This is a genomic window from Bradyrhizobium betae, assembly GCF_050632175.1.
Taxonomy (GTDB): Bacteria; Pseudomonadota; Alphaproteobacteria; order Rhizobiales; family Xanthobacteraceae; genus Bradyrhizobium; species Bradyrhizobium betae_B.
The window spans coordinates 176,470-203,272 of record NZ_CP192576.1 but is presented as its reverse complement, the minus strand read 5'-3'; the positions used below and the strand labels follow the sequence as shown (position 1 = coordinate 203,272).

Annotated in this window: 25 protein-coding genes, 2 tRNA genes and 7 pseudogenes; 20 read left to right on the top strand and 14 right to left on the bottom strand. The window is 64.6% G+C overall.

The window, feature by feature from the left end:
* Positions 1-15 precede the first annotated feature (15 nt).
* From hisI to ACQ86E_RS01090, 3 genes and pseudogenes are all read left to right on the top strand, one after another.
* Positions 16-439: pseudogene (hisI, locus tag ACQ86E_RS01100) on the top strand (phosphoribosyl-AMP cyclohydrolase).
* A 103-nt stretch (positions 440-542) separates the two neighbouring features.
* Complete coding sequence (locus ACQ86E_RS01095; protein WP_431203832.1) at positions 543-1,604, top strand: lytic transglycosylase domain-containing protein; 1,062 nt, start codon at positions 543-545, stop codon at positions 1,602-1,604.
* Between the two features lie 286 nt (positions 1,605-1,890).
* A complete protein-coding gene (locus tag ACQ86E_RS01090; RefSeq protein ID WP_431203831.1) occupies positions 1,891-3,066 on the top strand; it encodes a DUF2336 domain-containing protein in 1,176 nt (391 codons plus the stop codon).
* 128 nt (positions 3,067-3,194) lie between these two features.
* On the opposite strand, the gene ACQ86E_RS01085 is transcribed toward ACQ86E_RS01090, so the two are convergent.
* Both ACQ86E_RS01085 and ACQ86E_RS01080 read right to left on the bottom strand, forming a co-directional pair.
* Entirely contained in the window at positions 3,195-3,773 is a 579-nt protein-coding gene (locus ACQ86E_RS01085) for an Hpt domain-containing protein (protein ID WP_431203830.1), read from the bottom strand.
* A gap of 31 nt (positions 3,774-3,804) precedes the next feature.
* Positions 3,805-4,270, bottom strand: a pseudogene (locus ACQ86E_RS01080) (response regulator).
* On the opposite strand from ACQ86E_RS01080, the gene ACQ86E_RS01075 reads away from it, so the two are divergent.
* The 4 genes from ACQ86E_RS01075 to ACQ86E_RS01060 all read left to right on the top strand — a co-directional run bounded on the left by ACQ86E_RS01075 (position 4,199) and on the right by ACQ86E_RS01060 (position 5,960).
* On the top strand, positions 4,199-4,384 hold the full coding sequence (locus ACQ86E_RS01075; RefSeq protein WP_431206656.1) for a hypothetical protein: 186 nt from the start codon (positions 4,199-4,201) through the stop codon (positions 4,382-4,384). The pseudogene ACQ86E_RS01080 and the gene ACQ86E_RS01075 sit on opposite strands and share 72 nt — an antisense overlap.
* 136 nt (positions 4,385-4,520) lie before the next feature.
* Positions 4,521-5,084, top strand: coding sequence for a DUF2975 domain-containing protein (locus ACQ86E_RS01070; protein WP_431203829.1), 564 nt, complete (start codon positions 4,521-4,523; stop codon positions 5,082-5,084).
* A 2-nt stretch (positions 5,085-5,086) separates the two neighbouring features.
* On the top strand, positions 5,087-5,341 hold the full coding sequence (locus ACQ86E_RS01065) for a helix-turn-helix domain-containing protein (protein WP_431203828.1): 255 nt from the start codon (positions 5,087-5,089) through the stop codon (positions 5,339-5,341).
* 34 nt (positions 5,342-5,375) lie between these two features.
* Complete coding sequence (locus ACQ86E_RS01060; RefSeq protein ID WP_431203827.1) at positions 5,376-5,960, top strand: hypothetical protein; 585 nt, start codon at positions 5,376-5,378, stop codon at positions 5,958-5,960.
* 15 nt (positions 5,961-5,975) lie between these two features.
* Here the strand turns inward: ACQ86E_RS01060 and ACQ86E_RS01055 are convergent, their stop codons facing one another.
* Positions 5,976-6,755, bottom strand: coding sequence for an NAD kinase (locus tag ACQ86E_RS01055; protein ID WP_431203826.1), 780 nt, complete (start codon positions 6,753-6,755; stop codon positions 5,976-5,978).
* Between the two features lie 257 nt (positions 6,756-7,012).
* Here ACQ86E_RS01055 and ACQ86E_RS01050 point away from each other — a divergent pair.
* A pseudogene (locus tag ACQ86E_RS01050) lies at positions 7,013-8,579 on the top strand (S10 family peptidase).
* Here the strand turns inward: ACQ86E_RS01050 and ACQ86E_RS01045 are convergent.
* Positions 8,569-9,955 (bottom strand): annotated as a pseudogene (locus tag ACQ86E_RS01045) (serine hydrolase domain-containing protein). The pseudogenes ACQ86E_RS01050 and ACQ86E_RS01045 sit on opposite strands and share 11 nt — an antisense overlap.
* 107 nt (positions 9,956-10,062) lie before the next feature.
* Positions 10,063-10,605, bottom strand: a complete 543-nt coding sequence (locus ACQ86E_RS01040; protein WP_431203825.1) for a tetratricopeptide repeat protein — start codon at positions 10,603-10,605, stop codon at positions 10,063-10,065.
* A 234-nt stretch (positions 10,606-10,839) separates the two neighbouring features.
* Here ACQ86E_RS01040 and ACQ86E_RS01035 point away from each other — a divergent pair, with 234 nt between their 5' ends.
* From ACQ86E_RS01035 to ACQ86E_RS01020, 4 genes are all read left to right on the top strand, one after another.
* The gene (locus ACQ86E_RS01035) at positions 10,840-11,214 is read left to right on the top strand and encodes a His-rich protein BRANT (RefSeq protein WP_431203824.1); all 375 of its coding nucleotides are present in this window, start codon (positions 10,840-10,842) and stop codon (positions 11,212-11,214) included.
* A 337-nt stretch (positions 11,215-11,551) separates the two neighbouring features.
* Complete coding sequence (locus ACQ86E_RS01030; RefSeq protein ID WP_431203823.1) at positions 11,552-11,950, top strand: hypothetical protein; 399 nt, start codon at positions 11,552-11,554, stop codon at positions 11,948-11,950.
* Between the two features lie 287 nt (positions 11,951-12,237).
* Positions 12,238-12,948, top strand: coding sequence for an outer membrane protein (locus ACQ86E_RS01025; RefSeq protein ID WP_168213723.1), 711 nt, complete (start codon positions 12,238-12,240; stop codon positions 12,946-12,948).
* Between the two features lie 264 nt (positions 12,949-13,212).
* Positions 13,213-13,455: a hypothetical protein gene (locus ACQ86E_RS01020; protein ID WP_431203822.1), complete on the top strand. Its 243-nt coding sequence runs from the start codon at positions 13,213-13,215 to the stop codon at positions 13,453-13,455.
* Positions 13,456-13,493: 38 nt separating this feature from the next.
* Here the strand turns inward: ACQ86E_RS01020 and ACQ86E_RS01015 are convergent, their stop codons facing one another.
* Together ACQ86E_RS01015 and ACQ86E_RS01010 are read right to left on the bottom strand one after the other, a co-directional pair.
* Positions 13,494-13,745, bottom strand: coding sequence for a hypothetical protein (locus ACQ86E_RS01015; protein ID WP_431203821.1), 252 nt, complete (start codon positions 13,743-13,745; stop codon positions 13,494-13,496).
* 363 nt (positions 13,746-14,108) lie between these two features.
* On the bottom strand, positions 14,109-14,501 hold the full coding sequence (locus ACQ86E_RS01010; protein WP_431203820.1) for a hypothetical protein: 393 nt from the start codon (positions 14,499-14,501) through the stop codon (positions 14,109-14,111).
* A 726-nt stretch (positions 14,502-15,227) separates the two neighbouring features.
* Between ACQ86E_RS01010 and ACQ86E_RS01005 the strand changes: the two are divergent.
* The 3 genes and pseudogenes from ACQ86E_RS01005 (at position 15,228) to ACQ86E_RS00995 (ending at position 18,677) form a co-directional block, all read left to right on the top strand.
* Positions 15,228-16,926, top strand: a pseudogene (locus tag ACQ86E_RS01005) (methyl-accepting chemotaxis protein).
* Between the two features lie 240 nt (positions 16,927-17,166).
* Entirely contained in the window at positions 17,167-17,886 is a 720-nt protein-coding gene (locus ACQ86E_RS01000) for a class I SAM-dependent methyltransferase (protein ID WP_431203819.1), read from the top strand.
* 76 nt (positions 17,887-17,962) lie between these two features.
* Positions 17,963-18,677, top strand: a pseudogene (locus ACQ86E_RS00995) (class I SAM-dependent methyltransferase).
* A 63-nt stretch (positions 18,678-18,740) separates the two neighbouring features.
* On the opposite strand, the gene ACQ86E_RS00990 reads toward ACQ86E_RS00995, so the two are convergent.
* The 3 genes from ACQ86E_RS00990 to ACQ86E_RS00980 form a co-directional block, all read right to left on the bottom strand.
* Positions 18,741-19,007 carry a hypothetical protein gene (locus ACQ86E_RS00990; RefSeq protein ID WP_431203818.1) on the bottom strand — a complete coding sequence of 89 codons (267 nt, stop codon included), beginning with the start codon at positions 19,005-19,007 and terminating at the stop codon, positions 18,741-18,743.
* A gap of 181 nt (positions 19,008-19,188) precedes the next feature.
* Positions 19,189-19,263 (bottom strand) — tRNA-Thr (locus ACQ86E_RS00985).
* 163 nt (positions 19,264-19,426) lie between these two features.
* The gene (locus ACQ86E_RS00980) at positions 19,427-19,903 is read right to left on the bottom strand and encodes a hypothetical protein (protein ID WP_431203817.1); all 477 of its coding nucleotides are present in this window, start codon (positions 19,901-19,903) and stop codon (positions 19,427-19,429) included.
* Between the two features lie 283 nt (positions 19,904-20,186).
* Between ACQ86E_RS00980 and ACQ86E_RS00975 the strand changes: the two genes are divergently transcribed.
* On the top strand, positions 20,187-20,639 hold the full coding sequence (locus ACQ86E_RS00975) for a hypothetical protein (protein ID WP_431203816.1): 453 nt from the start codon (positions 20,187-20,189) through the stop codon (positions 20,637-20,639).
* Between the two features lie 67 nt (positions 20,640-20,706).
* Positions 20,707-21,222 carry a hypothetical protein gene (locus ACQ86E_RS00970; RefSeq protein WP_431203815.1) on the top strand — a complete coding sequence of 172 codons (516 nt, stop codon included), beginning with the start codon at positions 20,707-20,709 and terminating at the stop codon, positions 21,220-21,222.
* A gap of 61 nt (positions 21,223-21,283) precedes the next feature.
* On the opposite strand, the pseudogene rlmB reads toward ACQ86E_RS00970, so the two are convergent.
* A pseudogene (gene rlmB, locus ACQ86E_RS00965) lies at positions 21,284-22,113 on the bottom strand (23S rRNA (guanosine(2251)-2'-O)-methyltransferase RlmB).
* A gap of 201 nt (positions 22,114-22,314) precedes the next feature.
* Between rlmB and ACQ86E_RS00960 the strand changes: the two are divergent.
* Positions 22,315-22,400: transfer RNA gene (locus ACQ86E_RS00960), tRNA-Tyr, on the top strand.
* A 58-nt stretch (positions 22,401-22,458) separates the two neighbouring features.
* Here the strand turns inward: ACQ86E_RS00960 and ppk2 are convergent.
* The 3 genes from ppk2 to ACQ86E_RS00945 all read right to left on the bottom strand — a co-directional run bounded on the left by ppk2 (position 22,459) and on the right by ACQ86E_RS00945 (position 24,982).
* Positions 22,459-23,586, bottom strand: a complete 1,128-nt coding sequence (gene ppk2 / locus ACQ86E_RS00955) for a polyphosphate kinase 2 (RefSeq protein ID WP_431203814.1) — start codon at positions 23,584-23,586, stop codon at positions 22,459-22,461.
* A gap of 103 nt (positions 23,587-23,689) precedes the next feature.
* Entirely contained in the window at positions 23,690-24,721 is a 1,032-nt protein-coding gene (locus ACQ86E_RS00950; RefSeq protein WP_431203813.1) for an LLM class flavin-dependent oxidoreductase, read from the bottom strand.
* Positions 24,722-24,811: 90 nt separating this feature from the next.
* The gene (locus tag ACQ86E_RS00945; RefSeq protein ID WP_431206643.1) at positions 24,812-24,982 is read right to left on the bottom strand and encodes a helix-turn-helix domain-containing protein; all 171 of its coding nucleotides are present in this window, start codon (positions 24,980-24,982) and stop codon (positions 24,812-24,814) included.
* A gap of 142 nt (positions 24,983-25,124) precedes the next feature.
* On the opposite strand from ACQ86E_RS00945, the gene ACQ86E_RS00940 reads away from it, so the two are divergent.
* Positions 25,125-25,451 carry a hypothetical protein gene (locus ACQ86E_RS00940; protein ID WP_431203812.1) on the top strand — a complete coding sequence of 109 codons (327 nt, stop codon included), beginning with the start codon at positions 25,125-25,127 and terminating at the stop codon, positions 25,449-25,451.
* Between the two features lie 539 nt (positions 25,452-25,990).
* Positions 25,991-26,803: an outer membrane protein gene (locus tag ACQ86E_RS00935; RefSeq protein ID WP_431203811.1), complete on the top strand. Its 813-nt coding sequence runs from the start codon at positions 25,991-25,993 to the stop codon at positions 26,801-26,803.

Below are 26,803 nucleotides of genomic sequence, written 5' to 3'. Positions count from 1 at the left end.
TTGGCGAGGACGCCCGTGTCCGCTCACTCTCATGACATCGAGGAAGGTCTGTCCTTCCAGCCGCGCTTCGACGCAGGCGGCCTTGTGACCTGCGTGGCTACCGATGTCGCCACCGGCGATGTGCTGATGGTCGCCCACATGAACGACGAGGCCCTGCGCAAGACGATTGCGACCGGCGAGGCTTGGTACTTCAGCCGCTCGCGCAATGCCTTGTGGCGAAAAGGTGAGACCTCGGGGCAGACCCAGCGCGTGGTCGAGATCCGTACCGATTGCGACCAGGACGCGGTCTGGATCCGTGTCGAGCAGATCGGCGCGGCCTGCCACACCGGCCGAAGGTCCTGCTTCTACCGCAAGGTCGAGGCCGAGGGCGGAGAGACGAAGCTCGTCTTCGTCGATGCGGACAGAGCTGTTCGATCCCGGCGACGTCTACAAGAAGTAGGCCTCCGTCATTCCCGGCCTACACCCCTGGAATGCCGGGGAGCCTCGAAATTAACCCCGCATTAACCATACCTGTCCCACGGTGAGACGACAGGGCGTCCGAATTGCCGGCGCCGCTCAACGCCGCGCGGGGCGGGCACTCTATCATGTCGGTCGACAATTCCAGTGCCTCGCAGACGGCGGTTCTCGATCCGTCGCGGGCGCGTGTCGCCGGTGCGATCAAGCAGGCCTCGAACATTTCCGGCGTCAGCTTCCAATACATGCTGACCACGGCCAAGATGGAATCGGATTTCGATCCGACCGCGGGCGCCACCACATCCTCCGCGCACGGGCTCTACCAGTTCATCGACCAGACCTGGCTCGGCACGGTCAAGGAGGCGGGCACACAGCTTGGCTATGGCAATTATTCCGACGCCATCACCAGGACGTCGTCGGGCACCTACACGGTCGACGATCCCGCCATGAAGCGGTCGATCATGAAGCTGCGCGACGATCCGGAGGCCGCGTCCAGCATGGCCGCGGCGCTGACGCAGTCGAACAGCTTCAAGCTCACGGGCCTGCTCGGCCGCAGGCCGTCCGACAGTGAACTCTACATGGCGCATTTCATGGGCGTCGGCGGCGCCGCGAAACTGATCGCCAATGCCGAAGACAATCCGCAAGCGGTCGGCGCGCGGCTGTTTCCCAATGCGGCATCCGCCAACCGCTCGATCTTCTATGCCAAGGACGGCCGTGCCCGCAGCGTCTCCGAAGTCTATTCGGTGCTGGACGCGCGCTACGCCGGCGCCGCGAATTCCAAGACGACGCGCAGCGCGATGGCGATGTATGGCGGCACGCCGTCAACGACACAGGTTGCGAGCGCGAACGGCGTGCAGCCGACTGCGCCCGTGGTCGACAATGCCGCCTATCTCCAGACTTTCCCGAATACGAACGCCGTGACGCCGGTCAGCGCGACATCGTCGACGACCGTCGCAGACAGCACACCGGTTGCACCGGCGTTCCGCTCGATCTATCAGCCCGGCGATGTCACGCAGCCGGTCTCGACCACCGTGCAGAAATTGTGGGGCAACAACGCCTCGCTCACGTCAGTCGCGTCGGCGACGCCCGACGTACGACCGCCGCAGCCGCTCGATCTCTTCAGCGATCGCAGCGGCACGTTCAGCAGCTGATACTGACTCTCGTGTCCCGGACGCGCTGCGGCGCGTAGCGCTGCTGCGCAGAGCCGGACCCATGAAGCGGGCACGGCTTCCGATCATCGTCGGCCCCGGCTCTGCAGCGCATCACTTCGCGCTGCATGCGTCCGGGCCATGTGCGGCGGCAGCCTTTGCTCTCTTAACAAATCATCAATAAAACCAGCCAGTTATGGTGAACGCTTTGTTAAGCGTCGTGGTTTATTTTGTGTTGCAGGTGACAAGCCGTCACCGCTTCGTCTTCGTTGCGTAAGCCGGAAGCACCATGATCGTTCGGCAGTTCATCAATTGGATCAGGACGGCGCCCGCTGGCGAGCGGGCCGAGGCCACGCGGGCATTGGCCCGGGCCTGGCTGATCTCAGACCTCTCCCACGACGACCGCATCGCCGCCGAAGGCGCGCTGCTGATGCTGCTCGACGATCCCTCGCCTCTGGTGCGGCAGGCGATGGCCGAGGCTTTTGCACGCAGCATTGAAGCGCCCGCGACAATCGTGCGGGCACTGTCGGCGGATCAGCCGACCGTGGCGCTGCCCGTGCTCGAACATTCTCCGCTCCTGATCGATGCCGATCTGGTCGATCTTGTCGCGACCGGCAATGACGAGGTGCAGTGCGCGGTCGCGCGCCGCATCGCGCTGCCGGTATCTGTATGCGCCGCCATTGCCGAAGTCGGCTGCGCGGCGGCGGCGCTCGAGCTGATCGAGAACTCCCATGCCGAGCTTGCGCCATTCTCCTGGGATCGCATTGTCGAGCGTCACGGTCATCTCGCCGCGATCCGCGAGGCGATGCTGGTGCTGGAGGATCTACCGGCCGCCACACGCGCAGCGCTGGTGGCAAAACTCTCCGAGACCCTTGCGCAATTCGTCGTGGCACGGAACTGGCTGAGCGCCGATCGTGCCGATCGCATCGCGGCCGAGGCGCGCGACCGTTCCACAATGAACATTGCGGCGCGTTCGCGCGGCGAGGACATGCAGGGCCTGGTGCGGCACCTGCGCATCACCGGCCAGCTCACCGCAGGCCTGATCCTGCGTGCGCTGCTGTCGAGCAATCTGGACCTGTTCGACGCGGCGCTTGCCGAGCTCGCCGATCTGCCCCGGGCGCGCGTGTCTGCGCTGCTGCACGATCGCGGCAGCAACAGCCTGCATGCGCTGCTCCGTCGCGCCGGCCTGCCCGAAGCGACCTTCGCGGCATTCCAGGTCGCGCTCGATGCATGTCACGAGCAGGGCTTTGTCGACAGCGACGACGGCGCGGTGCGGCTGCGCCGGCGCATGGTCGAGCGCGTGCTCACCCATTGCGAGACCGATCGCGGCGCCACCGAGCCGCTGATGGTCCTGCTCCGCCGCTTCGCCACCGAGTCGGCGCGCGAGGAGGCAAGGCTATTCTGCGACGAGCTGGTCGCAGAGGGTGACGTCGGTCCCGTATATGATGATCTGATCGCGGCGTAGTTCGAGACGGCCGCCGCAAGCTCCGTCATGCGAGCGCAGCGAAGCAGTCCAGAATCTTTCCGCCGAAAGAGTCTGGACTGCTTCGTCGCAAGTGCTCCTGGCAATGACGAGAGGAGAAAGGGCTCGATTTACTCCGCCGGCACGATGCTCGGTGCCAGGATCACCTCGAGATGCTCGGGGCGATCGCGGTTGACGTCGGCAAGATAGTCGTCGGCGACCTTGCGGAGGCGGCGGCTGAGCTCGGCAGAGACGCTGATTCTGTCGAGCTTGGTGTTCTCGTGCACGATGGCGAGGATGGCGTTGATGTGATGCGTGAACAGCTCGGCCGGCACCCGTGCGAGGTCGGGCGCGTGCTCGATGACGCGGCACAGGCTCTCGGCGATCCCCGCCGCTTCCGGATAGCCGAACGTCGCGGCGTCGCCCTTGATGTCGTGGGCGGCGTGGAACAGCTCGTCGCGACGTGCCTTGGTGAAGCCGTCATTGCGGATGGCGGCGTAGGCGGCGGACAGCCGGTCGACCTCGGTCGCCATCCAACCCTTGAACTCGCCGGAAAGATCCGCCAGCGCCTGCTCGGCGCGGGCGACCGGATCGTCCATGTCCTTTTCATCGACCCGGCGCAGGACTTTCCGCAGCGGATTGGGCTGCGTGATGACCTGATGCGTGGCGAAGGCCGTGACCTCGATGTCCCTTGCGCTGTTCTTCGCCATGATGTCTGCCCGATCGAGTGAGAACGTTGCGCTAGATGGTGGAGCGCGCCTTGTCGAGCAGCGAGGGCTGCTGCAGCACCTCGTGCTTTTCGCCGACGCGGCGTTCGGGACCCATATAGGCGGAGCTGGTGTTGCGGCGCCGGTCCGGACCGAAATAGGTCTTGGTCTTGATGAAGGGCCGGGGACTGGCGACCACGTTGAGAATGCGCTGGTAGAGGCCCTTGGCCGAAATCGGCTTGGCCAGGAATTCGGTGACGCCGGCATCGCGCGCGACGGTGACGCGGCGCTTCTCGGAATGACCGGTCAGCATGATGATCGGCGCGTAAGGATTGCCTTTGGATTCCGGCTGCCGGATCATCTGCGCGGAGCTCGAGGCCGTCGAAGATCGGCATCGCCCAGTCGGCGATGACGATGTCGGGCACGTAATGGCTGTACATTTCAAGCGCCGTGGCGCCGTCCTCGGCCTCGTAGACTTCGCGCGCGCCGAACGAATGCAGCAGCGTCCGCAGGATGCGGCGCATGTGCGGATTGTCGTCGCAGATGAGGAAGCGCAGCTTGTTGAAATCGATGCGGAACATGACGCCTGGGCCAGAGCGGTCAACCTTCATTAACCATATCGCGCCGGGAGTTAACGAAGGGTTGCCGCTGCAGTCGTGGGGCGCAGCCGGGAAGTAGATTGGCATATCGCAATTCCGCCATTTTTTATTGTAAAACAATAAAAATGTTCAGAAGCGGAGAGTTACTCAGATGAGCGTGATCGTGTTTCCTTTTCCTGCGCCGGCAGTGCCGCGGTTGCGACGTATCGGGCGGACCGTCAGCGTCGGCGCGCTCGTCTGTGTCGCCGGCACGGTGATCGCGGTTCCCTTGCTATGGTCCAGCGACGAGGTGCTGTGGCATTGGATCGCGACGCAATCCCCGCTGGGAGCGCGGCAGTTCACGCTCAATGCCGGTACGCGCTTGTTGGGCGCGCTGATCAGCATGATCGGCCTTGCGCCCGTGATCTACGCCCTGCTGCAGCTCTCGATGCTGTTCGCCCGTTTCGCACGCGGTGAGGTGTTCGTGACCGACAACGCCTGGCGCATCCGCCGCATGGGCTTCGCGCTGATCGCCAATGCGTTGATGTCGCCGCTGGTTCAGATGCTCACCACGATCAACCTGACGCGGGCCAACGTTCCTGGCCAGCTTGTGGTGATGTTCGGTATCGAACAGTCGCAAGTGTTGTCTGTGCTGAGTGGTCTAGCCCTCGTCGCGTTCGCAACCGTGATGGCTGATGCCGTCCGCCTCTGGCACGAGAACAGCGAGATCATCTGACCATGCCGATCATCGTCAATCTCGACGTCATGCTTGCCAAGCGAAAGATCAGGTCGCGCGAGCTTGCCGCGCGCATCGAGCTCACGGAGGCGAACGTCTCCCTGCTGAAGTCGGGCAAGGTGCGCGGCATTCGCTTCGACACGTTGGAGCGGATCTGCGCCGTGCTCGACTGCCAGCCCGGCGATATCCTGGAATATGTCCCTGACAACGCGAACGGCTCTCTAGACCCCCGCGCGATCGGCCGGAAATCGGCCTAGCCACTTCCTCAAGTCTAGACTGGAGATACCTGCGATGAACCGCCTGGCGCGTGTTCTTGCGAGCGCGGCTGCGCTCATGCTCGGTGGTTGCAGTTCGGTTCCGCTCACATCGATCCCGCGCCTGGCCCGTATCGATGCCAAGACGACGGATTTGTCGATGCTGCGCGTTGCCATGCAATTGCCCGAGGCGTTGCGACCTCGTTCGGATGGCGTCAGGCTCGACGTCGTCACCAAAGTGGCCGGCGAGGCCGAGATGAAGACGAGTTTTGTCATGGTGGAGATGAGCGACGCACGAGATCGCGCCGGTCTGCCCGCGCCGCCGCGGGGTTCATCAACCTACCCCTATCGCTTGTCATCAGCCGATGCAGCACGCTTCGAGGCGCTGCGCGCGTCGATGGTCGAGCAGGGGAAACAAGGCAAGCGCGGTTCGATGGGGCTCGGCGTCGCAGCGAAGGAATTCTGTCGTGTGAACGAGGCGCAGCAGACGTCGTTGCCCGTGACGATCTACCTGATGACATCGGAGACGAAGAGCTTCGTTCCCGTCGTCAGAGATTTCGACCTGTTGAGCGATCCCACGGTGGCAGGCGGCCTGGAATCGATTGATCGCTGCGGCAAGTGAGCCGCGCGCTGGAGCTCAGTAGCCGAACTGCTCGCGCAGGATACGCTCTTCCAGGCTATGGCCGGGGTCGAACAGCATGCGCATCGAGATGGTCCGGTCGGACAGGACTTCGACGCGGCGGACATCGCGCACCTCGTCATGGTCCGCCACCGCCGCCACGGGGCGCTTGTCGCCCTCCAGCACCTCGATCACGACATAGGCCGTGTTCGGCAACAGAGCGCCGCGCCAGCGGCGCGGCCGGAAGGCGCTGATCGGGGTCAGTGCGAGGAGGGCGGCGTTGATCGGCAGGATCGGTCCCTGCGCCGACAGATTGTACGCGGTGGAGCCGGCCGGCGTTGCCACCATGATGCCGTCGGCGATCAGCTCGGGCATGCGCTCGCGCTCGTCGATCAGGATCCGCAGGCGCGCCGCCTGGTAGGTCTGCCGAAACAGAGCGACTTCGTTGATGGCGTGATGCAGGTGGACGCGGTCGTTGACATCGGTCGCACGCATCAGCAGCGGATTGATCTCGGATTCATGCGCGGCTTCCAGACGCCCACGCAGATCGACCGTCGAATATTCGTTCATCAGGAAGCCGACAGTGCCGCGGTGCATGCCGTAGATCGGCTTTCCCGTGTGCATGTGTTGGTGCAGCGTCTGGAGCATCAGGCCGTCGCCGCCGAGCGCGACGACGATGTCAGCCTCGTTCGGGTCGCAATTGCCGTACTCCCTGCTGAGTTGGCCGAAGGCCGCTTGCGCCTCGCTGCTCGGGCTGGCGACGAAGGCGATCCGGTCGTATCGCGCTGGCTTGGTCATGGCTTCCGGGCAGGGCCGCTGGCTGGAGAGAAGTTCCGCCGGGCTCGTCTATACGACCTAGGCCTGCATTGTCGAGGAGGACTGCGGCTCAAGGCAAACGGGCGGTTGTTCATCCCGATTCAGGACCAAACCAGGTCGATTTCCGTCCGATCGGGCTGTTCGGGCTCCGCCTGGCCGGTGATCCCCCAAACCGTCGCAATTCCTCGCTAGCCTTTCGGTACGCGGCGGTCCTCAGAGAGCCGGGCAAGGAGACGATCATGATCACGAGTTTGCCGGCGCTCCGCCATGCGGCTCTGGTGCTGGCGGTGTCGGCTTTCGCATTCGCAGGCTTGGCGCGCGCGGACGATCCGCCGCAGCCGCGCTCCGAGGCGTCTGCGCCGGCCGGACAGAAAGGCGGGCGCGGCGGTGGCGCGCAAAGCGCGTCGCAGAATTCGCCGGCAGCCGAGCTGCACCGTCTGCCGCCGGATTCGACAACGAAGCAGACGCTCGATCTGCCCGGCCTTACGCTCGATTTCACCGCGACCGCCGGCTCGATCCGCGTGTTCGACGGCAAGGGCGAGCCGCTGGCCGATATCGCCGCGACGTCCTATGAGCTTACCGGCGCCGATCGCGCGACGCGTCCCGTGACGTTCCTGTTCAACGGTGGGCCCGGCGCATCCTCCGCATGGCTTCAGTTCGGCGCGGCCGGGCCGTGGCGGTTGCCGCTCGATGGCGAAGCGCTGTCGCCGTCGGCCTCGCCCGAGGTGAAGCCGAATGCGGAAACCTGGCTCGACTTCACCGATCTCGTCTTCATCGATCCCGTCAGCACCGGTTACAGCCGCTTCGTCGCAAGCGGCGAGGACGCGCGCAAATCGTTCTACTCCGTCGATGGTGACGCCAATGCGATCGCGCTGGTGATCCGTCGCTGAGCTCGAGAAGCACGACCGGCTGACCTCGCCGAAATACGTCGCGGGCGAGAGCTATGGCGGCATTCGCGGGCCGAAGGTCGTGCGCCAGTTGCAGCTTCAGCATGGTGTCGGCATCAGGGGATTGATCCTGGTATCGCCATTGCTGGATTTTCGCGAGTTCACCGGCACGAGCCTCCTGCAATATGTCGCGACGCTGCCGAGCTATGTGGCAGTTGCCCGCGAACTCAAGGGACCGGTGAAGCGCGCCGATCTGGCCGACGTCGAGGCCTATGCGCGCGGTGAATTCCTGGCTGATCTCGTCAAGGGCGAGGCGGACAAGGAAGCCACCAACCGCCTCGCCGACAAGGTCGCCGAGCTCACCGGCATCGACCCGACGGTGAGCCGCAGGCTCGCCGGGCGCTTCGACGTCGGCGAATTCCGCCGCGAGTTCGATCGCAGGAACGGCAAGGTGACGGGGCGCTACGATGCCTCGGTGCGAGGCTTCGACCCCTATCCGGATTCGGGCAACTCCCGTTTCGGCGACCCTTCGGGCGATGCGCTCCAGGCGCCGTTGACGAGTGCTGCGGTCGACGTGCTGACGCGCAAGCTCAACTGGCGGCCGGATGGCTCCTATGAAGTCCTGAACGGCGCCGTGGAAGGCCATTGGGATTTTGGCCGCGGCATCAACCCGCCGCAGTCCGTGTCGGATCTGCGCCAGATTCTCGCCACCGATGCGAAGCTGAACGTGCTGGTTGCGCACGGCCTGTTTGATCTCGCCACGCCTTATTTCGGCTCGAAGCGGGTGCTCGACCAGTTGCCGGCGTTCGCGACGCAGCGCGTGAAGTTCGTCGTCTATCCCGGCGGCCACATGTTCTATTCGCGCGACGGGGCGCGGCAGGCGCTTCGGAGCGAGGTCGAGGCGCTGATCAGGGAATAGGCCGGCGCTTGCGCGGCTTGTATCTCCGCTCGATTTCGCGGGCCACGACGCTCGCAGGCTTGACGTTGGCTCCTGCGATCCAGACGTCGCTGACCTTGCCGCGCTTGTCTCGGACCCGCCGTACCGGCTCGCCGTAACTTGAATAGCCGGCGGCGGAGGACAAGCTTGCCGGTGTCGCGGCCGGTCACCTCGATCTCGCCAGAATCCATGAACGGATTGTTGAACTGGGGGTTGGCGATCAGCACGCGGTTGCCCATCGGCACTAGGTCCGTCGCGCCCCAGAGCGTCCACCAGCGGCCGGTCCAGTCGCGCAGGCGCCGGTCGGGCGCGCCGCGGGTCTTGAAGACGCGCAGGATCTGCATCGCGCCATCCATCCAGAACGGCGCCGCGCCATCGATGGAGTTGCTGATGATGCTGATCGTGAGCTCGCAGGCGGGGATGGAGCAGGTCCGGGAGATGTAACCCTGAAAGTGGCCGCCATGGCCAAACCAGTCCCAGCCGTCCAGCTTGCCGGCGCCGATGCCCAGGCCGTAATAGCCTTCGAAACTCTGCGGGATGCGCCAATGATGCCGCGTCATCTCGCGGCGGCTGGCGACGGACAGCAGGCTCTTTTTCGCATTGGGTGCGAGCTGCGCGAAAAAGCGGGCGGTGTCGGCGGCGGTCGCGGCGAAGCCCGTGGCCGATGCCATCGCGTTCGTGGGATTGTCGCCTGGGATCACGCAACGCTCGCCAAGTGGAACCCTTCGCGTGTGGCCGCGCGCGAACGATGCGCCCTTGGGAAGTGGCGCGTCCGGCTCGGTTTCGCGCAGGCCTGCGGCCTCGACGATCTCGCGTTTGATCCAGACGGAGTAGGGCTCTTTCGTCACGGCTTCGACGACGAGGCCGAGCAGCCCAAAGCCATGGTTGGAATATTTGAAGCGCGTGCCGGGCTCGATCGCGGTCGGCAGCTTCAGCTCGGCGAGCAGCTCCTTCGCGCTCAGATACGGACGACGATCGATGAACTGGCCGGAATCGGCGCCGTCGCGCGTCAGCCCCGCGGTATGCGAGAGCAGCTGCGCGATGGTCGTCTCGGCGACGCGCGGATGCATGCCGTCGACATATTGGCCGACGGGATCATCGAGCCGGAGCTTGCGCTGCTCGCGCAGCTTCATGATGCCGGCCGACGTAAAGCTCTTCGAGTGCGAGGCGATGCGACAGCGATGGCGCGGGGTGAGCTTCTCGCCGGTGTCGAGATTGGCAATGCCGAACGCATGTTCGGCGACGATCTCGCCGCGATGGGCAAACGCGACGATGACGCCGGGCTGCTGGATTGTCGTCTGCTGGAATTCGATCCAGGAAGAGATGTAGTCGATCGCGGATCGCAGCCACGTATCCATTGCGCACCAATTTCAGGGAGGATTCGTGCGCGAAGGCTAGCCGAGAAAGCGGAACGGGCACAACCCCGAGGTTGTGCCCGTTCAATCGGTCCGAAGACGCGACGTCTTCAGTAGACGAGCGTCGCGCCGGTCGGCTTGTCGAGCGCGGCGGCGAGCGAGCGATATTCGGAGCTGTCGGCGCCGGCGAGCGCGGCGATCTTGTTCAGATGATACTGCGCCTGTTCGCGGTTGCCCTGCTCGAGCTGCCAGAGGCCGTAATACTGCCAGGTGCGGACGTGGTTCGGATCGTCTTTCAGCGCCAGCTCGTAATAGACCTTTGACGACTGGTAGTCGCCGAGCTTGCGATAGGAGTAGCCGATCAGGTTCGCGACGTCGGCGACGTCGTCGCGCTTGAGCGACTTCAACTGGCTGATCGCACCGGTGTAGTCGTGGTTGTCGTAGATCGTGGTGTAGGCGGTGCGATAGGCAGCCAGGAATTTGGGATCGCTGATGGAGGAGCTCTTCTTCTTGCCCTTCTTGGACGAGTCGTCGGACTTCGGCGGCGAGGAGGGCTCGTCGCTGCCTGCGGCATAGGCGCTGGTCACAACCGGCCCGGCCGCCAGCGTCATGGCGACGAGTCCCGGCACAAGAAGCGTAGAGAGTTTGCGCATCTAAGTTCTCCCGAATGGAACGTGGCGATCCTACACGATTGCCCTAGGACCGGAACACCCATCCGCCAGAAACATTCCCGTCCCGTGCGTGGATGACGAACTTGTCATCGAGATGAACGGGAGCCTGCAAGGGGCTTCAGACCGGGTTCAGCGCGGTGCTCCTAGGCTCTCACTTACGATCGAAGAGGAGACGAGAGGGCGCCGCCTCAAGATCCTTCCAAGAGGAGACCGACCATGTTGAAGACCATTTCCGCAGCCTTGCTCGCCGCTTCTGTGATCGCAGCCCCGGCCTTCGCGGCCGAGGCCGGCAAGACCACCACGACTGCGCCGTTGATCAAGGCGGACCAGAGCCAGACCAAGGCATCGACCACTGCCGCGAAGCCCGAGGCTGGCGTCAAGGCCGATGCCAAGGCAACCGACGCGAAGGCCGCTGCCGACGTCAAGGCGGATACCACGGCGAACGCGATGAACGCCAATGCCGCTGTGACGCCCGACCAGCACAAGACCGTGCGGACCCATCGCCATCATCACAAGCAGGTATCGGCCAAGAAGTCGCCGATCACGCAGCCGGATCTCACCAAGCCGGTGACGTCGGACAAGCGCAGCTAGGACTGATCCCGCGCGGCGGCATCCAGCATTGCCCCGCCGCCGTGTGCGGACATCAGGCCCGGCCCGTTCGTCACGCCTCGCGCGAAAGCTCGAAGTGTCGGCGGCGGGCCGGTGCGCCGATCCCAACAAACATGAACTTCGAAAACAACCCCATGCACAGTAGACGGCGATAGGCATATCAATGGTTTGACGCCTGCCGTAATACGGATTTTGCGAATCCGGTTGACTCGTCGGGCAAAACACCTCTAGACATGCATCATCGCAACCTTGGGGCTGGACGTCTCCGGGTCTGATTGAGCGGCGAGCGTGACCTGTGGAGCGATTGGCGAAACGTGCGATGATCCTGGCGTTGCCGCTGGCGCTCGCTGGATGTTTCGGCGGAGACGGTGACCGTCCGTCCCTGATCGGCGGGGGGCAGGCCGGCGGTCCGCAGCCGTTCCCCGACAATTTCCGCAGCGATACGCTCGCTCTGATGCGCGCCTATCTGAACAATCCGGTCGGTGTGCGCGAGGCCGGCATGGCCGACCCCGTGCAGCGCGAGCTCGGCGGCCGGCAGTTCTATGTCAGCTGCCTGCGGTTCACCCCGCGTGAGACCGACGGAAGCTATAAGGGCATGCGCGAGCGCGCGGTGGTGTTCGTCAACGGCAGAGCGGACCGTGTCGTCGACAAGGCGAGCGAACTCTGCGCAGGCGCGGTTTACGGACCCTTTCCGGAACTGGAAAAGATGACGCGGTAGCGCAAAGCCGACCTTCATCGCCCGGTGGTAGGACAGAGGCCGCCGGAGCCGCTGGATCACATTTCGGCGAGCTTTGAACGGGTGGTTTGGCCTTGCGACGAGATCGTTACGGCAGGCTTTGCGCCGGCGACAAAATCTGTCGGCGCAAGCAGACGTGACGGAACAAAATCGCTCTGTTGCCGCTCCGTCACAGTTACGAACGATCAACGTTCCGGCATCGCCGCGAAGCAACCTAAATCACGCCACGTTGTTTCCTGAGTGTCGATTTTGAAAGAACGGGGATGACCATGAAGACGATTTTGCTTGGCGCAGCAGCCGCTCTGCTGGCACTGGCCGCGCCGGCCGCCGCGGCCGACATGCAGGCGCGCACCTACACCAAGGCTCCGGCCTATACACCGCCGCAGGTGATCTACAACTGGACCGGTTTCTACATCGGCGGCCACGTCGGCGGCGCCTTTGCCGGCGACAGCAGCTTCCAGTCCAGCGACGCCCGCTTCCTGGGCGGCGTGCAGGGCGGCTTCGACTACCAGTTCGCGCCCAACTGGGTCGTGGGTATCGAGGCCCAGTATTCCTGGCTGCCGACCAACAACAACGGTGTCACGTTCCCGCTGGGTACGCAGGTAACGTCGAATACCGATCAGCTTGGGTCGGTGACGGGCCGCCTGGGCTACACTTGGGGTCCGGCGCTGCTCTACGCCAAGGGCGGTTACGCCTGGCGCAATGGCGGCCTTGGCGTCAACGTCGCCGGCGTCGCGCAGCCCTTCACCGCCACCGGCAACAACAAGGACGGCTATACCGTCGGTGCCGGCCTCGAATACATGTTCGCGCCCAACTGGTCGGCCAAGGCCGAGTACCAGTATTACAATTTCGGCAGCACGACCATTACCTCCGGTCCGGCCGACGTTGTCGGCGTCCGGGGCCGGGACGACGAGCATACCGTCAAGGTCGGTGTGAACTATCGCTTCGGCTGGGGTGGCCCCGCGGCCTCGCGCTACTGACCCGCGGCCAGCGACCAAGATCTGCCCATGCTCTGACAAAGGCCGGCTCCCGCCGGCGCTTTCGTTTGCCAGGCTCGTTTTTGTCGACGCCTTGTTTGCTTTGTGTGAACCATCTGGCGCGTCATTTGCAGGCAAACAGTCGGACGCGCGCTTTCTCACGGGCGTCATGGGGCGCGGGTAAAGCAAAAATAATTTTTGCGGACTAGGCAACTCGCGCTCCGGAACGCGTTATATGAGAATTACCGGGCTGGTGGGACGACGGACATGCGTATCTTGGTGTCGGCAGTAGCGCTCTCGTGCATCATTTCCTTTCCTTGTGCTGCACAGACAATCCTCAAGTCCGAGCCTTTGATGCTGGCACCCTATGAGGTGGCCTTCGTCAAGGATGCGTCCTGCCCGTCAGGCAAGGTGCTCAAGGTCACGGGCGCGATCCGCGGGCTGCACCGCCGCAAGGCCTGCGTAGTGCTGGCGGGCGAGCAGGCCTCGCTGGCCACCGCGACGCCCTGATCTCCCGCTTGCGTCACTCTCCGGCTTTCCGCCGGACGTCAGGAATTCAACTCAAGCTCTATCCTGGACAGGCGCTCGGCCTCGGCCTTGTTCCTGGCGGGGTCCTCGTTTTGGGCGGCCCGGCACGGCTTGATCTCGTAGTCATTGTCGAGCACCCGGCGCGGCCCGGGACGGTCGTCGTCGATGACATCCACGACGAGGCCGCTCCGCTGCGCGAACTTCCACACGTCGGCCTCATCGGGATAGGCCTTGCTGAGTTGGGCGTCGTTGCAGAACAGGGCGTAGGGCATTCGGGCCGCTCCCGGAAAGCCCGTTAACGACCAAAAGCGGGTCGGGTTCCGGCTCGCCTGCGATCACGGGGGCGTGATCTGAGGGGCGGGTGCCTGAGTCGTAAACGAGTCCTGAATCCCCAAAAAAGAATCCCCGGGACTCATTTGGCGGAATCAGCGGATGTTTTGGGCCATGACGACCGACCTCAAAACCTCCTGCGGGCACATGCTGCTGCCCCTCACGCTGGCACTTTTCGGTGCCTGCGCGGCCAACCTCTGGCTGGTGTGGTCGTGGCTATAAGGTCTTGGCTATAACGTCTTGGCCATGAGGCCCTGGCTATGAGGTCTTGCCTCCAAGCTCCCGGCTGTGAGGCGGTCGCCCCCTCACTTGTCCGCCTCTGGGCGGACAGAGGGGTCGCGGATGGCGGCACGCAATTTGGTCAGGGTCGCCGCGCAATATTCCTCGCGCTCGCGCTCGAACCGCTCCTGGTGCTTGCGGAAACTGGCGATGCGGGCCTGCATCTCGGAGCGGAAATCGCCGCTTGCCCGCGGTGGCGAGACCATGCGCGGTTGGGGCGGCGGGGCAGCTTTCGGCGGCTCGACCTCGACCGTGAAGGTCTCGATGGTCACGGTCTCGACGGCGGCGGTCTCCACCCACACGGCAGGAGCACCCGTCGGGATTTCCGGCGGATGGAAGCCATCCTTCTTGCCGGTCACCGACTGGACGAAGGCCATTGTCTGCGCGATCAGCGCGTCGCGTTCCCTGATCCACTTCATGGGGCACCTTTGTTGGTCCCATTCCAGCAAAGCTGGCCGGCCGAATCAAGAAGATACCCCCGGGGATTGCATATTTTTCCCGATCGCCCGACAGTGGGGGATGGATGCTAAAACGACCCCATCGGACGAAGCGCAGGGCTTGAGGCTCGTGCGGACTTACATGTCGCTGTCGCCCGAGAAGCGCGCAGAGGTCATCGCATTTGTCGAGAGGTTGGCAGGCGGAGAACCCCGGCGCGAGGAAGGCCAAGAAGCTTCGCCGACTTGAGCGCTATCGCTCACGTGGATTGACGTTGGGAACGAAAATCGTTCCACCAACAACGCGGACGGGCGGCTCGATAGCGCCATCGGCAAACCGGCTGCCGACAACCTGCTTCCCCGCCACCTGTGCCGGAGCCTCCGCAAATACCGAGCTCGAGAAGCGTCGCGGTCCCGGCCACCACGCCGCAGCACAGCGTCACAGTCGCCAGCAGGAATATGTTTCGATTCTCTTCTCTGATCCGCATGGGCCAAGAACGGCCGACCCTCGCAAATTGTTCCGTGAGGCAGAGCAACCGTCGCCAAAGCAGGGCGCAGCTTACGCGAGGCTTACGCCCATGCCTCCAACCGTTATTTTTCCGTAAGAAGAATCCGCGTCATTTGGTATCAATTTTTAACGTCCTGGAGTTCCAATGGCGTCGCTGGGAATGCGTCGGTCGCTGTCGACCGCGATATCATTGGAATGCTGGAATGAGCGTCTTGAACAATCTGAAGATCGTATGGAAGGTCGCGCTGATCGTGACCGTCATGGGTTGCGCGATGGTCGGAGTTGCCGCTTTCGGCACCCGCGAACTCTCCGCGACCGTCGACGGATTTGGAGAGCTCGATGCCGCACAGTCGGCCGCGCTCAACCTTACACGGGCCCAGCGCCGCATCGAGACCTATCATGCCGCGCTCTATGCGGTGTTCACCGAAGCGACCGAAGCAGGCAACGCCAATCGTCTCAAGACCGCAAACCAGAACCGCAACGAGATCACCCAATATCTCGATGCGGCGGAAAAGGATGATCCCTCCCGCGCGACCGAGATCAAGAGCATCAGCAGCCAGTTGAAGGCCGTCTTCGGCGGATGCGATCCCGTCCTCCAGGCCGGCTCGCAGGCGACCAGCCCGGAGGAGAATTCCAGGGCTGCGGAGCGTGCGCACAAGGAATGCGATCCGTTGATCGACGCGTCGCTGGATCGCGTGGCGAAATTCACGGCTGAAGTCTCAAAGGTTGTTGCACAGCGCAAGGACGCCATTGACCGCGACGCCAAATCCGCGACCTGGACCGTGCTCGGCGTCAGCGCCGGCGGCCTTCTGATCGGCATCGCGATCGCGCTCTTCATCGGCCTCAACGCGATGTCCCGGCCGATCGCCCGGCTCAAGCTCGCGATGGAGGGCCTTGCCCGCAACGATCTCAAGACCGAGGTGCCCGAGAAGGATCGCCGCGACGAGATCGGCGACATGGCCAGGACGGTCGAAGTGTTCAAGACCAACGCGGCTCGAGGTCGAACGCCTCAAGGCAGCCCAGGTCGAAGCGGAGAAGCAGGCTGCCGAGCAGCGTCGCCGCGACATGGTCAACCTGGCCGACGGCTTCGAACGCGCAGTCGGCGAGATCATCGAGACGGTAGGCTCGGCCTCTACCGAGCTCGAGGCGTCGTCCTCGACGCTCGCTACCACCGCACAGCGCGCGGAGGAACTGACCTCGGTCGTCGTGACCGCGTCGGGCGAAGCCACCGGCAACGTGCAGTCGGTTGCCACCGCCACGGAAGAGCTGACCTCCTCCGTCAACGAGATCAGCCGTCAGGTGCAGGAATCCGCGCGGATGGCGGGCGAGGCCGTCACCCAGGCCCGCACCACGACCGAACGGGTCAGCGAGCTCTCGGTCGCGGCCACGCGCATCGGCGACGTCGTCGAGCTTATCAACACCATCGCCGGCCAGACCAATTTGCTGGCGCTGAACGCCACGATCGAAGCGGCGCGTGCCGGCGAGGCCGGCCGCGGCTTCGCCGTCGTCGCCGCCGAGGTGAAGACGCTGGCCGAACAGACCGCCAAGGCGACCGGCGAGATCAGCCAGCAGATTTCCGGCATCCAGTCCGCGACGCAGGACTCCGTCAATGCGATCCGCGACATCTCCGCGACGATCGAGCGTCTGTCCGAGGTGTCGTCGACCATTGCCGCGGCCGTCGAGGAGCAGGGCGCCGCGACCCAGGAGATCTCGCGCAACGTGCAGCAGGCCGCTCACGGCACCCAGCGGGTCTCGTCGAACATCACCGACGTGCAGCGCGGCGCGGCCGGGACCGGCTCGGCCTCTTCGCAGGTGCTCTCGACCGCGAAGATGCTGGCATCCGACAGCACCCGGCTGAAGGACGAAGTCGGAAAATTCCTGCGAACGGTGCGCGCGGCGTAAGGCATCCGTCCGCCGTGAACCTGCGATCTAACGCGCGAGCAGGACACCCAGAGCGAACACCAGCAGCACGGCCGTCATGATGACGGCCGTTGCCGCACCGGCAATGATCCTGGCCTTCTCTCTGGGAGTGGTGGAGCGCATCGGTGCTGCAGTCTACCTGATGTTGAACTCTGATCCAATCTGTGGTCAGTAGCCGCGCCCGCGACGCCTGCGGCCAACATCCATGTCCGAAGGTTGCCCATGAACGAGGATGTCAGCGACGGCTGGGCCGCGTCCGCGGCGGCCTGGATCGTCGAGCAGGGTGAGGAGGGCGACTACGGTCGCCGCTTCGTGCTGGATGAGCCGATGCGGGCGCGGGTCGAAGGGCGAGGTTTCCGCACTGCGCTCGACGTCGGCTGCGGGGAAGGGCGTTTCTGCCGTCTCATGCAGCGTGCCGGCATCCGCACGACCGGCATCGATCCGACCGAGGCGCTGCTCGCGCGCGCAAGGGAGCTGGACCCGAACGGCGACTATCGGCTCGGCCGCGCCGAGGCGATGGATTTCGATGAATCCCATGATCTCGTCGTCAGCTATCTCAGCCTGATCGACATGCCGGATCTCGCCGCGGCGATCGCGAACATGGTGGCGGCGCTGCGGCCGGGCGGAACGCTGCTGATCGCCAACATGACCAGCTTCAATACCGCGGGGCCGCCCGAAGGCTGGACGCGTGACGGCGATGGCATACCGCGCTTCGTGATCGACCATTATATGGAGGAACGCTGCAACTGGGTGAGCTGGGGCGGGATCCGGATCCAGAACTGGCACCGCCCGCTCAGCACCTACATGACGCTACTGCTCGATCACGGGCTCCAATTGCGCCTGTTCGTCGAGCCGCAGCCGACGGGCGGAGATCCCAACAGAAATGCGCGCCATCGCCGCGTGCCCTACTTCCACATCATGGAGTGGCAGAAGCCGGCGTGAGCATGACGGGATGGAGATTCCGGATGCACGACCTGTTAGTGTGGTCACGACGGAATCCTGATTTGAGGTCCGCCCGATGATCGCGAAACGTCCCCCCGTGCTCGCCCACGACCGCTTCGTCGCCGATCGGGAGAATTTTGCCGGCCTCGATCTCGCCGCGCGGTTCGAGCAGAATCGAGAAGACGAACCTCTGGGGCGCGGCCAGTTCGGTCTCAGGCCTCGGCTCGGAGGACCCGGCGACAGAAGCGATCCGGGAGGAGCTTCCTTTCCTGCTGCAACGGCTCGGCGCGCGCTCGCTGCTGGATGCGCCCTGCGGCGATGCCGGCTGGATCGGCCGCGTCAAGCTCGGCTGCGACTACACCGGCATCGACATCGTGCCGGCGCTGATCGAGGGCAATCGCCGTCGCGTGGCGGACGGCGCGTTGTCCGGCCGGTTCCTCATTGCCGACATCACGCGCGACGCGCTGCCGCGCGCGGATGTCATTCTTTGCCGGGACTGCCTGGTTCATTTGAGCTTCGCCAACATCGCCCGAGCCGTCGCGCGTTTTGCCGAGAGCGGTGCACGCTACTTGCTGGTCACGACGTTTCCCGAATGGGATAGCAATCGCGATTGCGAGGACGGCGACTGGCGCGCGCTGAACATGGAGCGAGCGCCGTTCAACTGGCCCCCGCCGCACGCGCTGATCAACGAGCGTTGCGAGGAGGGCGACGGCGGCTGGCGCGACAAGAGCCTCGGGCTGTGGCGGCTGGACGAATTGCCGGAGGGCGGCCGCGATGCAGCAGCCGCTTGAAGCAAAGCTGGGACTTCATAATGCCCCGATTGTGCCTGCTGCGCGATTGCGGCCGAGCAGCCATCATCGCGGCTGGATTGGGCACGACAGCACGAGCACCATGACCGCGGGTTGTCCGACAACGCCCGCGACCGCGGTTGCGATCGGCATGCTGTAGTCGGCGCTGATGACGCCAGCCATGTACTCGCTGCGGGCGTAGGCGATCACGACACCGCCGGACAATTCCGCGCATCGAAACCCCTGGAAGTACGTATCGTATATTTTGGCACCAAGAATGAAATTCAGCTTGGCTTGAACGGCGAGGTCTTCTTCGTCAGTCAAAACAACCATAGGCACTCCGCATTCGGCACGAGATACGGAGCAGGGTGGCGGAGCGTTGTGCATGAGCCCATGCGTAGCCGGGTGGGAACGGATTGCGCGGGCGCTGAAGAACAGGTGCGAAGGTGCAGTTCCTGATCGATGCAGGATGCAGTTGCGGCGCCGTTGCGCGCGAAGGCAGCGCGTCGAACACTGGTGCCGGCTGAGGGGATTGAACCCCCGACCTTCGGTTTACAAAACCGCTGCTCTACCGCTGAGCTAAGCCGGCGACGCTGGAATGCGGGCAGGAGCCGGCATTCGCCGGGGCTGTCCGCCCGTGCGCGTCGCAATATCAGACTTGGATGGAAAGTGCCAGAACCCGGCGATGGATCATGGGTATGAAACAGGCGGCCCGAGGGCCGCCTGTTCGGTCTCGCTCAGATCATGTCCGCTTACTGGCAAAGATGCGGACGGCCGTCCTCGCCCTTGAAGTAGGTGCCGGGCGTGCAGACGAAGCCGTTGCGCTGGGCGTAGGTGCGGTTGTCCCAGCCGCGGTTGTCCCAGCCGCGATTCCAGCTATCGTCATAGGCGTAGCTGTTGTCCCAGGCGCGAGCAGGCGCAGTTGCGATCGCAGCCGCGGTGCCGACCGCTGCGCCGGCGACGCCGGCCGCGACGTCGGTCGGCCAGAAGCCGGTGCGGTTCCTGTTCCAGTCGTTGTTCCAGTCGCCATTGCTCTGGCGATAGGCCGCGCGGCGCTGGCGGGTGCCGCCGTCGGTGTAGGGATTGCCGGGGCCGAGGTTCTGGCAATTGGCGTTGGGGAATTGGGCCGAGCAGCGGGCCGGATTGGTGACCACCGCCTGCGCCATTGCCGAGCCTGCCAGCATGGTCGACGCCACCGCGACGGCGCCGAGGAATTTCATCTTCGTCATTTGTCGTCTCCCGTTTGATTGATGGGGGGCTAAATGCCGGCGGCGGCGGATGTTCCGATGCAACAGATCGATTATTGCTGTCGCGGAACAAACGCGCGGAACTAACGGATGTGAGCGCGTGTTCCAGCACGCGGGAGCACGTTAACGCTTCGCTATCGTGCGTTGCTGCATTTGAGCGGCATGCGATGCTGCCGTGTTAGGCTTACCGGCATTTGGCGAGGGGCCTTAACCCTCTGTGCGTCGTGATCGGTTAGGTTGCGGGCCGGATAAACGGGATCCTGTCATGCGCGCATTTGCGCTCGCTGCCTTTCTGATCGGACTGCCCGCGACGGCGTTTGCCGGCGGCGGCTTCGATATCGTCGTGCCCGGCCGTCCCGGCGTGCCGATCATCATCAACAATATCGACGCATCCTATAGCGTCGTCGAGGGCGTCTGGGGCCTCGGCAAGAACATCCAGGTGCAGCCCACCATCTATGGCGGGCGCTATGTCGCCGAGCGTCAGCCCGAGGACGTCGGCCATTATTATCCGACGCTGGGCTTGCGGCCGGGCTACGGCCGGCTCGAGGTCGAGCCGCCGGCGAACCGCAAACTGCCGAAGCCCGCCGAGGGCTATCACGAGAGCTGGAGCGCGCGATCCGCGCCGCTGCCGGCGCAGATGGACGTGCCCGTCAATCCGCCGGCGGTGATCCTTGCACCCGAGTTCAACGACACTCCGCGGTACCGTCGGCCGCGCTGAAGTGCCCGGCGGTCGCCGGGTCAAGAAACGTCAAAATCCAACAAGCGGAAATCAACAGGAGAGAGTAATGCGTCAGATGATTTCGGGACTGGTTGCGGCGGCTGCCGTGATGTTCGTCGGGGCCGCGCCGGCTGCTGCCTGCGGCTTCAATCCGTGCCAGCCGGTCGCGCCGGTCTATTCCGGCTGCAACACCGGTTGCGGTGGCTACGGTTACGGCGCCTATGAGCGTCTCGCCGAGCCGACCACGCAGTATTATTACGTCAACCAGGGCCCGACCTATACCGGCCCGGGCGCCTTTGCGCCGTATCCGACCTACCGTGAGGACGCGGTCGTTGCGCCCGCCGAATACGGCTACGGCCGTGGCTATGGCCACGGTTACGGCTATCGCGCTGCCGCCGTCGCAGCGCCGGCCGCCTATCCCTATCGCCGCCCGTACTACCGTCCGTATCGCTACGGCTACGGCCCGCGCGCCGGCTATCTGCCGCGCACGCATTACGGCTACGGTCCGCGCTACGGCTACGCCCATCGCCACGCGCCCGCGCCGTACTACGGCGGTCACCGCGTGCTGCGCCGCTATTACTGATCGCTTGATCGGTTGAATTGACGGGACGCCCGTCCGCGCCGTGCGGGCGGGCGTTTCGTTGTTAGCGCTTCATCAGGCCGAGCCGGCTCGCGCCGACATAGAGCGACAGCACGGCTGCGTTCGAGACGTTGAGGCTCTTGATCGCGCCGGGCATGTCGAGCCGCGCCACGATGCTGCAGGTCTCGCGCGTCAAACGCCGCAGTCCCGTGCCTTCAGCCCCAAGCACCAGCGCGAGCGGTTCGCGCAGCGGGACCTCGCTGAGATCTTCGCCGCCTTCGCTGTCGAGGCCGATGGTCAGGAAGCCGAGCTCGTTCAGTTCGGTCAGCGCGCGCGCGAGGTTCGGCACGGTGACAATAGGCACCAGTTCGAGCGCGCCCGAGGCGGCCTTGGCCAGCACGCCGGTGGCCTCCGGACTGTGGCGCGCGGTGGTGACGATCGCCTTCACCGCGAACGCCGCGGCGGAGCGCAGGATGGCGCCGACATTGTGCGGATCGGTGATCTGGTCGAGCACCAGCACCATGCCCTCGAGCTGCAGGTCCTCGAGACCAGGCGAGGGCAGGGGATCGGCCTCGGCGAGCAGGCCCTGGTGCACCGCGTCGGGCGACAGCAGCCGGTCGATGTCCTGGGGCCGGACGATCTCGGGGGCGACCCGGGTTTCGATGTTTTCGTCCGCCAGCCGCCTTGCGGCGTTCTCGGTCAGCGTCAGCTTGCGGATCTGCCGCGCAGGATTGGCGAGCGCCATGGTGACGGTGTGCCAGCCATAGAGGATGACCGGCCCGTCGGGGTCCGAATCGCGCTCGCGCCAGGTCGGCTGGCCGGCCGATTTCCCGGGTTTTTGAAGGGCTTACCGCCGCCGCGGCGACCTTTCGGGCCGAATTTTCGATCGTTCATGGGCTTGCTTGTGTCATGGGTCCCTGAATATGGCAATTTGGGCCTATCCGGGGTGATTTAGCTGGTCGTCTTGGTTGACTTTGCCCACCCGTTTCGCCCATAACCGCGCCCGGTCGCGTCCCCGTCAGGGCTGTTGCGGCTTCAAGTTCCATGGCCGTCTTCGGTCGCCGGAAAGTCCGGCCCGATGTGCTGCCGTCGAGCGGGGGAGTGTCCCGAGTGGCAAAGGGAGCTGACTGTAAATCAGCCGTCTTATGACTTCGAAGGTTCGAGTCCTTCTTCCCCCACCATCCTTCGCGAGCTGCGGCTCGGCAAGCCGGCACTGAACGTCAGCGCCACGCATATGACCTATCGTCCGTGCTCTTCCCGTTCGTGGATGACGTTGGCGCGTCCGACCAGGAGGTCGTCGACCATGCCGATGCGCTTGGGGTCCTTGCCGGCGTACGGCATGGAGTGCAGCACGTAGCGCATCGCGTTCAGCCGTGCGCGTTTCTTGTCGTCGGACTTGATGACGATCCAGGGACAGTCTGCGGTGTCGGTGTGGAAGAACATCCCTTCCTTGGCGCGCGTGTAATCGTCCCATTTGTCGAGCGAGGCGAGATCGATCGGCGACAGCTTCCACTGTTTCAGCGGATGACCTTCGCGCTCCTTGAAACGCCGCCGCTGCTCCTCGCGGCTGACGGAGAACCAGAACTTGACGAGGTGCAGGCCGCTGCGAGCCAGGTTGCGCTCGAACTCCGGGACCTGGCGCAGGAATTCATCGTACTCCGCCGGCGAGCAGAAATTCATGACGCGCTCGACCCCGGCGCGGTTGTACCAGCTCCGGTCGAACAGCACGATCTCGCCGGCGGTCGGCAGATGCTGCACGTAGCGCTGGAAATACCACTGGCCGCGCTCGACGTCGCTCGGCTTTTCCAGCGCCACGACGCGGGCGCCGCGCGGATTGAGATGCTCCATGAAGCGCTTGATGGCGCCGCCCTTGCCGGCGGCGTCGCGGCCCTCGAACAGCAGGACGAGGCGCTGCCTTGTCTCCTTCATCCAGTTCTGTAGCTTCAGCAACTCGGTCTGGAGAGCGAATTTCTGCTCCTCATAGTCGCGGCGAAACATGCGGGATTTGTAGGGGTAGCCGCCCATCCGCCAGTCCTCGGCGAGTTCGTCGCTGGTCTGCCGCCTCGCGCGTTTGCTTTCCTTGCCGACCAGGAGAGCCTGAAGACGCCGGGCGTCGTCCGGCGCGGCGCCGGTGAGCATGGCCTGCACGGGGGCGCTGTCGGGCGGTAAGGCGGGAGTGCCATTGAGAACGCTGTCGAGCGCCGCCAATTCGGTTTCGAGCGCGCCCGCGGATGATTGTTCGACCAGCGATCGTTCGACGGGACTGAGCTTGAGGGCTTGCGCGCGCGTCGCCGTCTTGCGCCTGACGGGCTTTGCTTGCGCTTTCCTGGCGCGACCTTGCCTGGGCTTCCTGGGAAGAGATGCCATGGGATGAACTCTCGCGTGAGCTGTGCGGGAGTCTCCATTTAGCCGGATAACCCGGCCAAATGGCTTGACGTGAATCAAACCACGCCTGGCCCCGCGCTGTCGATCACCCCACCATCTCCCGCACCATCGGCACCACCTTGCGCCCATAGAGCTCGATGCTCGTCATCAGATTCTCGTGCGGCAGCGGGCCCGCCGAATATTTCAACTGGAAGCGCGAGATGCCGAGCGTCTTTGCTGTCCTGGCGATCTTGCGCGCGACCGTTTCGGGCGAGCCGACATAGAGCGAGCCGTGCTCGGCCTCGCTGACGAACTCGTCGCGGCCCATCGGCGGCCAGCCGCGCTCCTTGCCGATGCGGTCGCGCATCGCCTTGTAGTGGGGCCACAGCTCCTCGCGCGCCTGCGCGTCGGTCTCGGCGACATAGCCGGGCGAATGCACGCCGATCGGCTGCGCGGCGCGGCCGAATTCCCTAGAGGCGCGGTGATAGAGCTCGACGAAGGGCGCAAAGCGCGCGGGATCGCCGCCGATGATCGCGAGCATCAAGGGCAGATCGTAATGCGCCGCGCGCACCACCGATTGCGGGCTGCCGCCGACGCCGATCCATGTCTTCAGCGTGCCGTTCTCGACAGGGGGATAGACCAGCTGATCCCTGAGCGGCGGACGCAGCTTGCCTTCCCAGCTCACCGGCTTCTGCGGCAGCAGGGCGGCGAACAGATCGAGCTTCTCCTCGAACAGCTCTTCGTATTTGCGCAGATCGAATCCGAACAGCGGAAAGGATTCCGTGAACGAGCCGCGGCCGAGGATCACTTCTGCGCGGCCGCTCGAGAGTGCATCCAGCGTCGCAAAGCGCTGGAATACGCGGATCGGGTCGTCCGACGACAGCACCGTCACGGCCGAGCCAAGATGAATGCGTTTTGTCCGCGACGCGATCGCGGCCAGCACGGTCTCGGGCGAGGAGATCGCAAAATCAGCCCGGTGGTGCTCGCCGAGCCCGATGAAGTCGAGGCCGATCTCGTCGGCCAGCACCGCCTCGTCGACGACGTTACGGATCACCTGCGCATGCGCAAGCGTGGCGCCGGAGGCATCCCCGGTGACGTCGCCAAAGGTATCCAGTCCGAATTCGAGCGGTGCGGTCATCGATCAGATCTCTGTGGGATGATCGGCCAGATTTAATGCACGCTCGCCCGGTCACAAGGGCACGACTGGAAATGCTCGGTTTCCGGTTTTTCAATCCGTCCTATCGGGATCCAGGTGATCAGCCGCGGGGCGACGCAGGCTGGATGGTGTCCGTCCATAGCGGCGGCGGAAGCTCCGATTGAAGGTCGAGAGGTCGCCGAAGCCGGAGGCGAGCGCGATGTCGCCGATCCGTTGTTGCCGTCGTGCGGGATCGAGCAGCATCGCCGTGGCGCGCTCGAGCTCGTTCGTCCGTGACAAAGGACAAAAAACCGAGACCGCCGCGTTCGAACAGCAGATAGATCGATCGTTCGGACAGGCCTAGTCGCTGCGCGACGTGTCTGGCCGACAGGGTTGGATCGGCGAGATGGGCGCGGATATCCGTCTTCGCGGCGGAAAGGCGCGTCATTGCTGTTGCGCCCGCAGGGTCATGCACGAACGTGTCGTCACTTCGCGGCAGCGAGGCCGCGATCAGGTCGACGATGTGGTCGTGGATGCGGCAGGCGAGTCCGCGATCAGCGGGAATGCCGCTCGCGGCAAGGGCATCGACATAGGCTTGGAGCAGGCGAAGCGCGATGCTGTTCGAAGGTCGTTGAAACCGCAGCCGTGCGTCGATGTCCGGAATCCTGCCGCGGATCCGCGTGCCGTCGAGGCGGACGTTGATGAGCCGGGCAGGGCTTGCGATCGCGGATGAACCCGTGCGGTCGCAGCACAGCAGGATCGCGTCGGCGGTATCCGGTAGATTTGCCCTGTCCTCGCCAGGGACCAGATAGCCGGATTGCCTAACCCAGCTGAGCGCAAAGCCGCCGTCGCCATTCGCGGGCAGTTCGGTCTCGCCGAGGTGGCGGCACGCGACCTCGAGCCGCACATCGTGGTCGCAGATATCCTCCACCGAGACTGCAAGCCTGTCCTCCGGCGGCAGAACGTCGGTGTCGAACAGGAAACGCGTTGCGCGGCTGGTCGTCAAAACGGATCGAGCCCCCGTCAAAGTCCGAGCCTTTGTCGTGCGCTCGCCGAACACGGTTCGAACCGACGTCCGCAAGGCACGGCATGGCGCGGTAGTCCGTGTGATGTCCTCGCAACAGGGGAAACAATTCCGCGCGATTGCGGAAATTGCAGTGCTGGTTGCGGGGAGTGCCGAGACCTCGCCGCGGCATCTCTTAGGATGGCCTGGAGTCTGGGACGGGGCGCGGGCGCAAGCTCGTGCGTAATGCGACAATGACAGGACGCGGTATGAAGAAGGCCCTTGTAGCGACGTCAATGGTTCTCGGCGGATGCGCATCCGCAGCGGCCGGCGAGGTCAGTTGGACGGGCTTTCACGCCGGCATCAACGGGGGCTATGGCTGGGCAAGAGGCGCCGTCACGGCGCTTCCGGGAGATACGCTCACGCAGAGCCTGTCGTTCGGCCAGCCCGTCGTTCCCGCGCTCTCGGCCTCTCCGAATGCCGACGGCGGGCTCGGCGGCGGGCAGGTCGGCTATGACTGGCAATTTGCCGGCCGCGGCGTGGTCGGGCTCGAAGCCGATATCGCGGCGGCGAGCCTGAAATCCGGTGCCTCGATGCCGACGGTTTTGTTCGGGATGCAGCCGGCGACGTTCGACGTCAGCCGCAACGTCGACTGGTTCGGCACCGTCCGCGGCCGTATCGGATTCCTGGCCACGCAGGATCTGTTGATCTTCGCGACCGGCGGCTTCGCGTACGGCCGCGTGAGCGAGTCGGCCAGCGTGTCGCTGCCGCTTGGCGCGTCCAACTCGATCGGCAATTTCGGCTATGCCTTCGCCTGCGGTCCGACTTACGGAGCCACGTCGTGCTTCGCCGGAAGCTCGTCCCGCATCGCGACCGGCTGGACCGCCGGCATCGGCGGCGAAAAGCGCTTCACGCAGAACCTCAGCCTGAAAGTCGAATATCTTCACATCGACCTTGGCAGCAGCAGCTACCCGGTCGCCGGTAGCCTCAATGCGGGCACGCCGTTCACGCCGAGCTTTCTCAATGCCCGTTCAACGGCCACGATTGATCTCTTGCGGGCTGGGCTGAACTACAATTTCTGA

Coding starts and splice junctions, on each gene's coding strand:
- ACQ86E_RS01090 (WP_431203831.1), top strand. CDS start 1,891: ATGATCGTTCGGCAGTTCATCAATTGGATCAGGACGGCGCCCGCTGGC.
- ACQ86E_RS01085 (WP_431203830.1), bottom strand. CDS start 3,773: ATGGCGAAGAACAGCGCAAGGGACATCGAGGTCACGGCCTTCGCCACG.
- ACQ86E_RS01075 (WP_431206656.1), top strand. CDS start 4,199: ATGGCTGTACATTTCAAGCGCCGTGGCGCCGTCCTCGGCCTCGTAGAC.
- ACQ86E_RS01070 (WP_431203829.1), top strand. CDS start 4,521: ATGAGCGTGATCGTGTTTCCTTTTCCTGCGCCGGCAGTGCCGCGGTTG.
- ACQ86E_RS01065 (WP_431203828.1), top strand. CDS start 5,087: ATGCCGATCATCGTCAATCTCGACGTCATGCTTGCCAAGCGAAAGATC.
- ACQ86E_RS01060 (WP_431203827.1), top strand. CDS start 5,376: ATGAACCGCCTGGCGCGTGTTCTTGCGAGCGCGGCTGCGCTCATGCTC.
- ACQ86E_RS01055 (WP_431203826.1), bottom strand. CDS start 6,755: ATGACCAAGCCAGCGCGATACGACCGGATCGCCTTCGTCGCCAGCCCG.
- ACQ86E_RS01040 (WP_431203825.1), bottom strand. CDS start 10,605: ATGCGCAAACTCTCTACGCTTCTTGTGCCGGGACTCGTCGCCATGACG.
- ACQ86E_RS01035 (WP_431203824.1), top strand. CDS start 10,840: ATGTTGAAGACCATTTCCGCAGCCTTGCTCGCCGCTTCTGTGATCGCA.
- ACQ86E_RS01030 (WP_431203823.1), top strand. CDS start 11,552: ATGATCCTGGCGTTGCCGCTGGCGCTCGCTGGATGTTTCGGCGGAGAC.
- ACQ86E_RS01025 (WP_168213723.1), top strand. CDS start 12,238: ATGAAGACGATTTTGCTTGGCGCAGCAGCCGCTCTGCTGGCACTGGCC.
- ACQ86E_RS01020 (WP_431203822.1), top strand. CDS start 13,213: ATGCGTATCTTGGTGTCGGCAGTAGCGCTCTCGTGCATCATTTCCTTT.
- ACQ86E_RS01015 (WP_431203821.1), bottom strand. CDS start 13,745: ATGCCCTACGCCCTGTTCTGCAACGACGCCCAACTCAGCAAGGCCTAT.
- ACQ86E_RS01010 (WP_431203820.1), bottom strand. CDS start 14,501: ATGAAGTGGATCAGGGAACGCGACGCGCTGATCGCGCAGACAATGGCC.
- ACQ86E_RS01000 (WP_431203819.1), top strand. CDS start 17,167: ATGAACGAGGATGTCAGCGACGGCTGGGCCGCGTCCGCGGCGGCCTGG.
- ACQ86E_RS00990 (WP_431203818.1), bottom strand. CDS start 19,007: ATGGTTGTTTTGACTGACGAAGAAGACCTCGCCGTTCAAGCCAAGCTG.
- ACQ86E_RS00980 (WP_431203817.1), bottom strand. CDS start 19,903: ATGACGAAGATGAAATTCCTCGGCGCCGTCGCGGTGGCGTCGACCATG.
- ACQ86E_RS00975 (WP_431203816.1), top strand. CDS start 20,187: ATGCGCGCATTTGCGCTCGCTGCCTTTCTGATCGGACTGCCCGCGACG.
- ACQ86E_RS00970 (WP_431203815.1), top strand. CDS start 20,707: ATGCGTCAGATGATTTCGGGACTGGTTGCGGCGGCTGCCGTGATGTTC.
- ppk2 (WP_431203814.1), bottom strand. CDS start 23,586: ATGGCATCTCTTCCCAGGAAGCCCAGGCAAGGTCGCGCCAGGAAAGCG.
- ACQ86E_RS00950 (WP_431203813.1), bottom strand. CDS start 24,721: ATGACCGCACCGCTCGAATTCGGACTGGATACCTTTGGCGACGTCACC.
- ACQ86E_RS00945 (WP_431206643.1), bottom strand. CDS start 24,982: ATGCTGCTCGATCCCGCACGACGGCAACAACGGATCGGCGACATCGCG.
- ACQ86E_RS00940 (WP_431203812.1), top strand. CDS start 25,125: ATGGGCGCGGATATCCGTCTTCGCGGCGGAAAGGCGCGTCATTGCTGT.
- ACQ86E_RS00935 (WP_431203811.1), top strand. CDS start 25,991: ATGAAGAAGGCCCTTGTAGCGACGTCAATGGTTCTCGGCGGATGCGCA.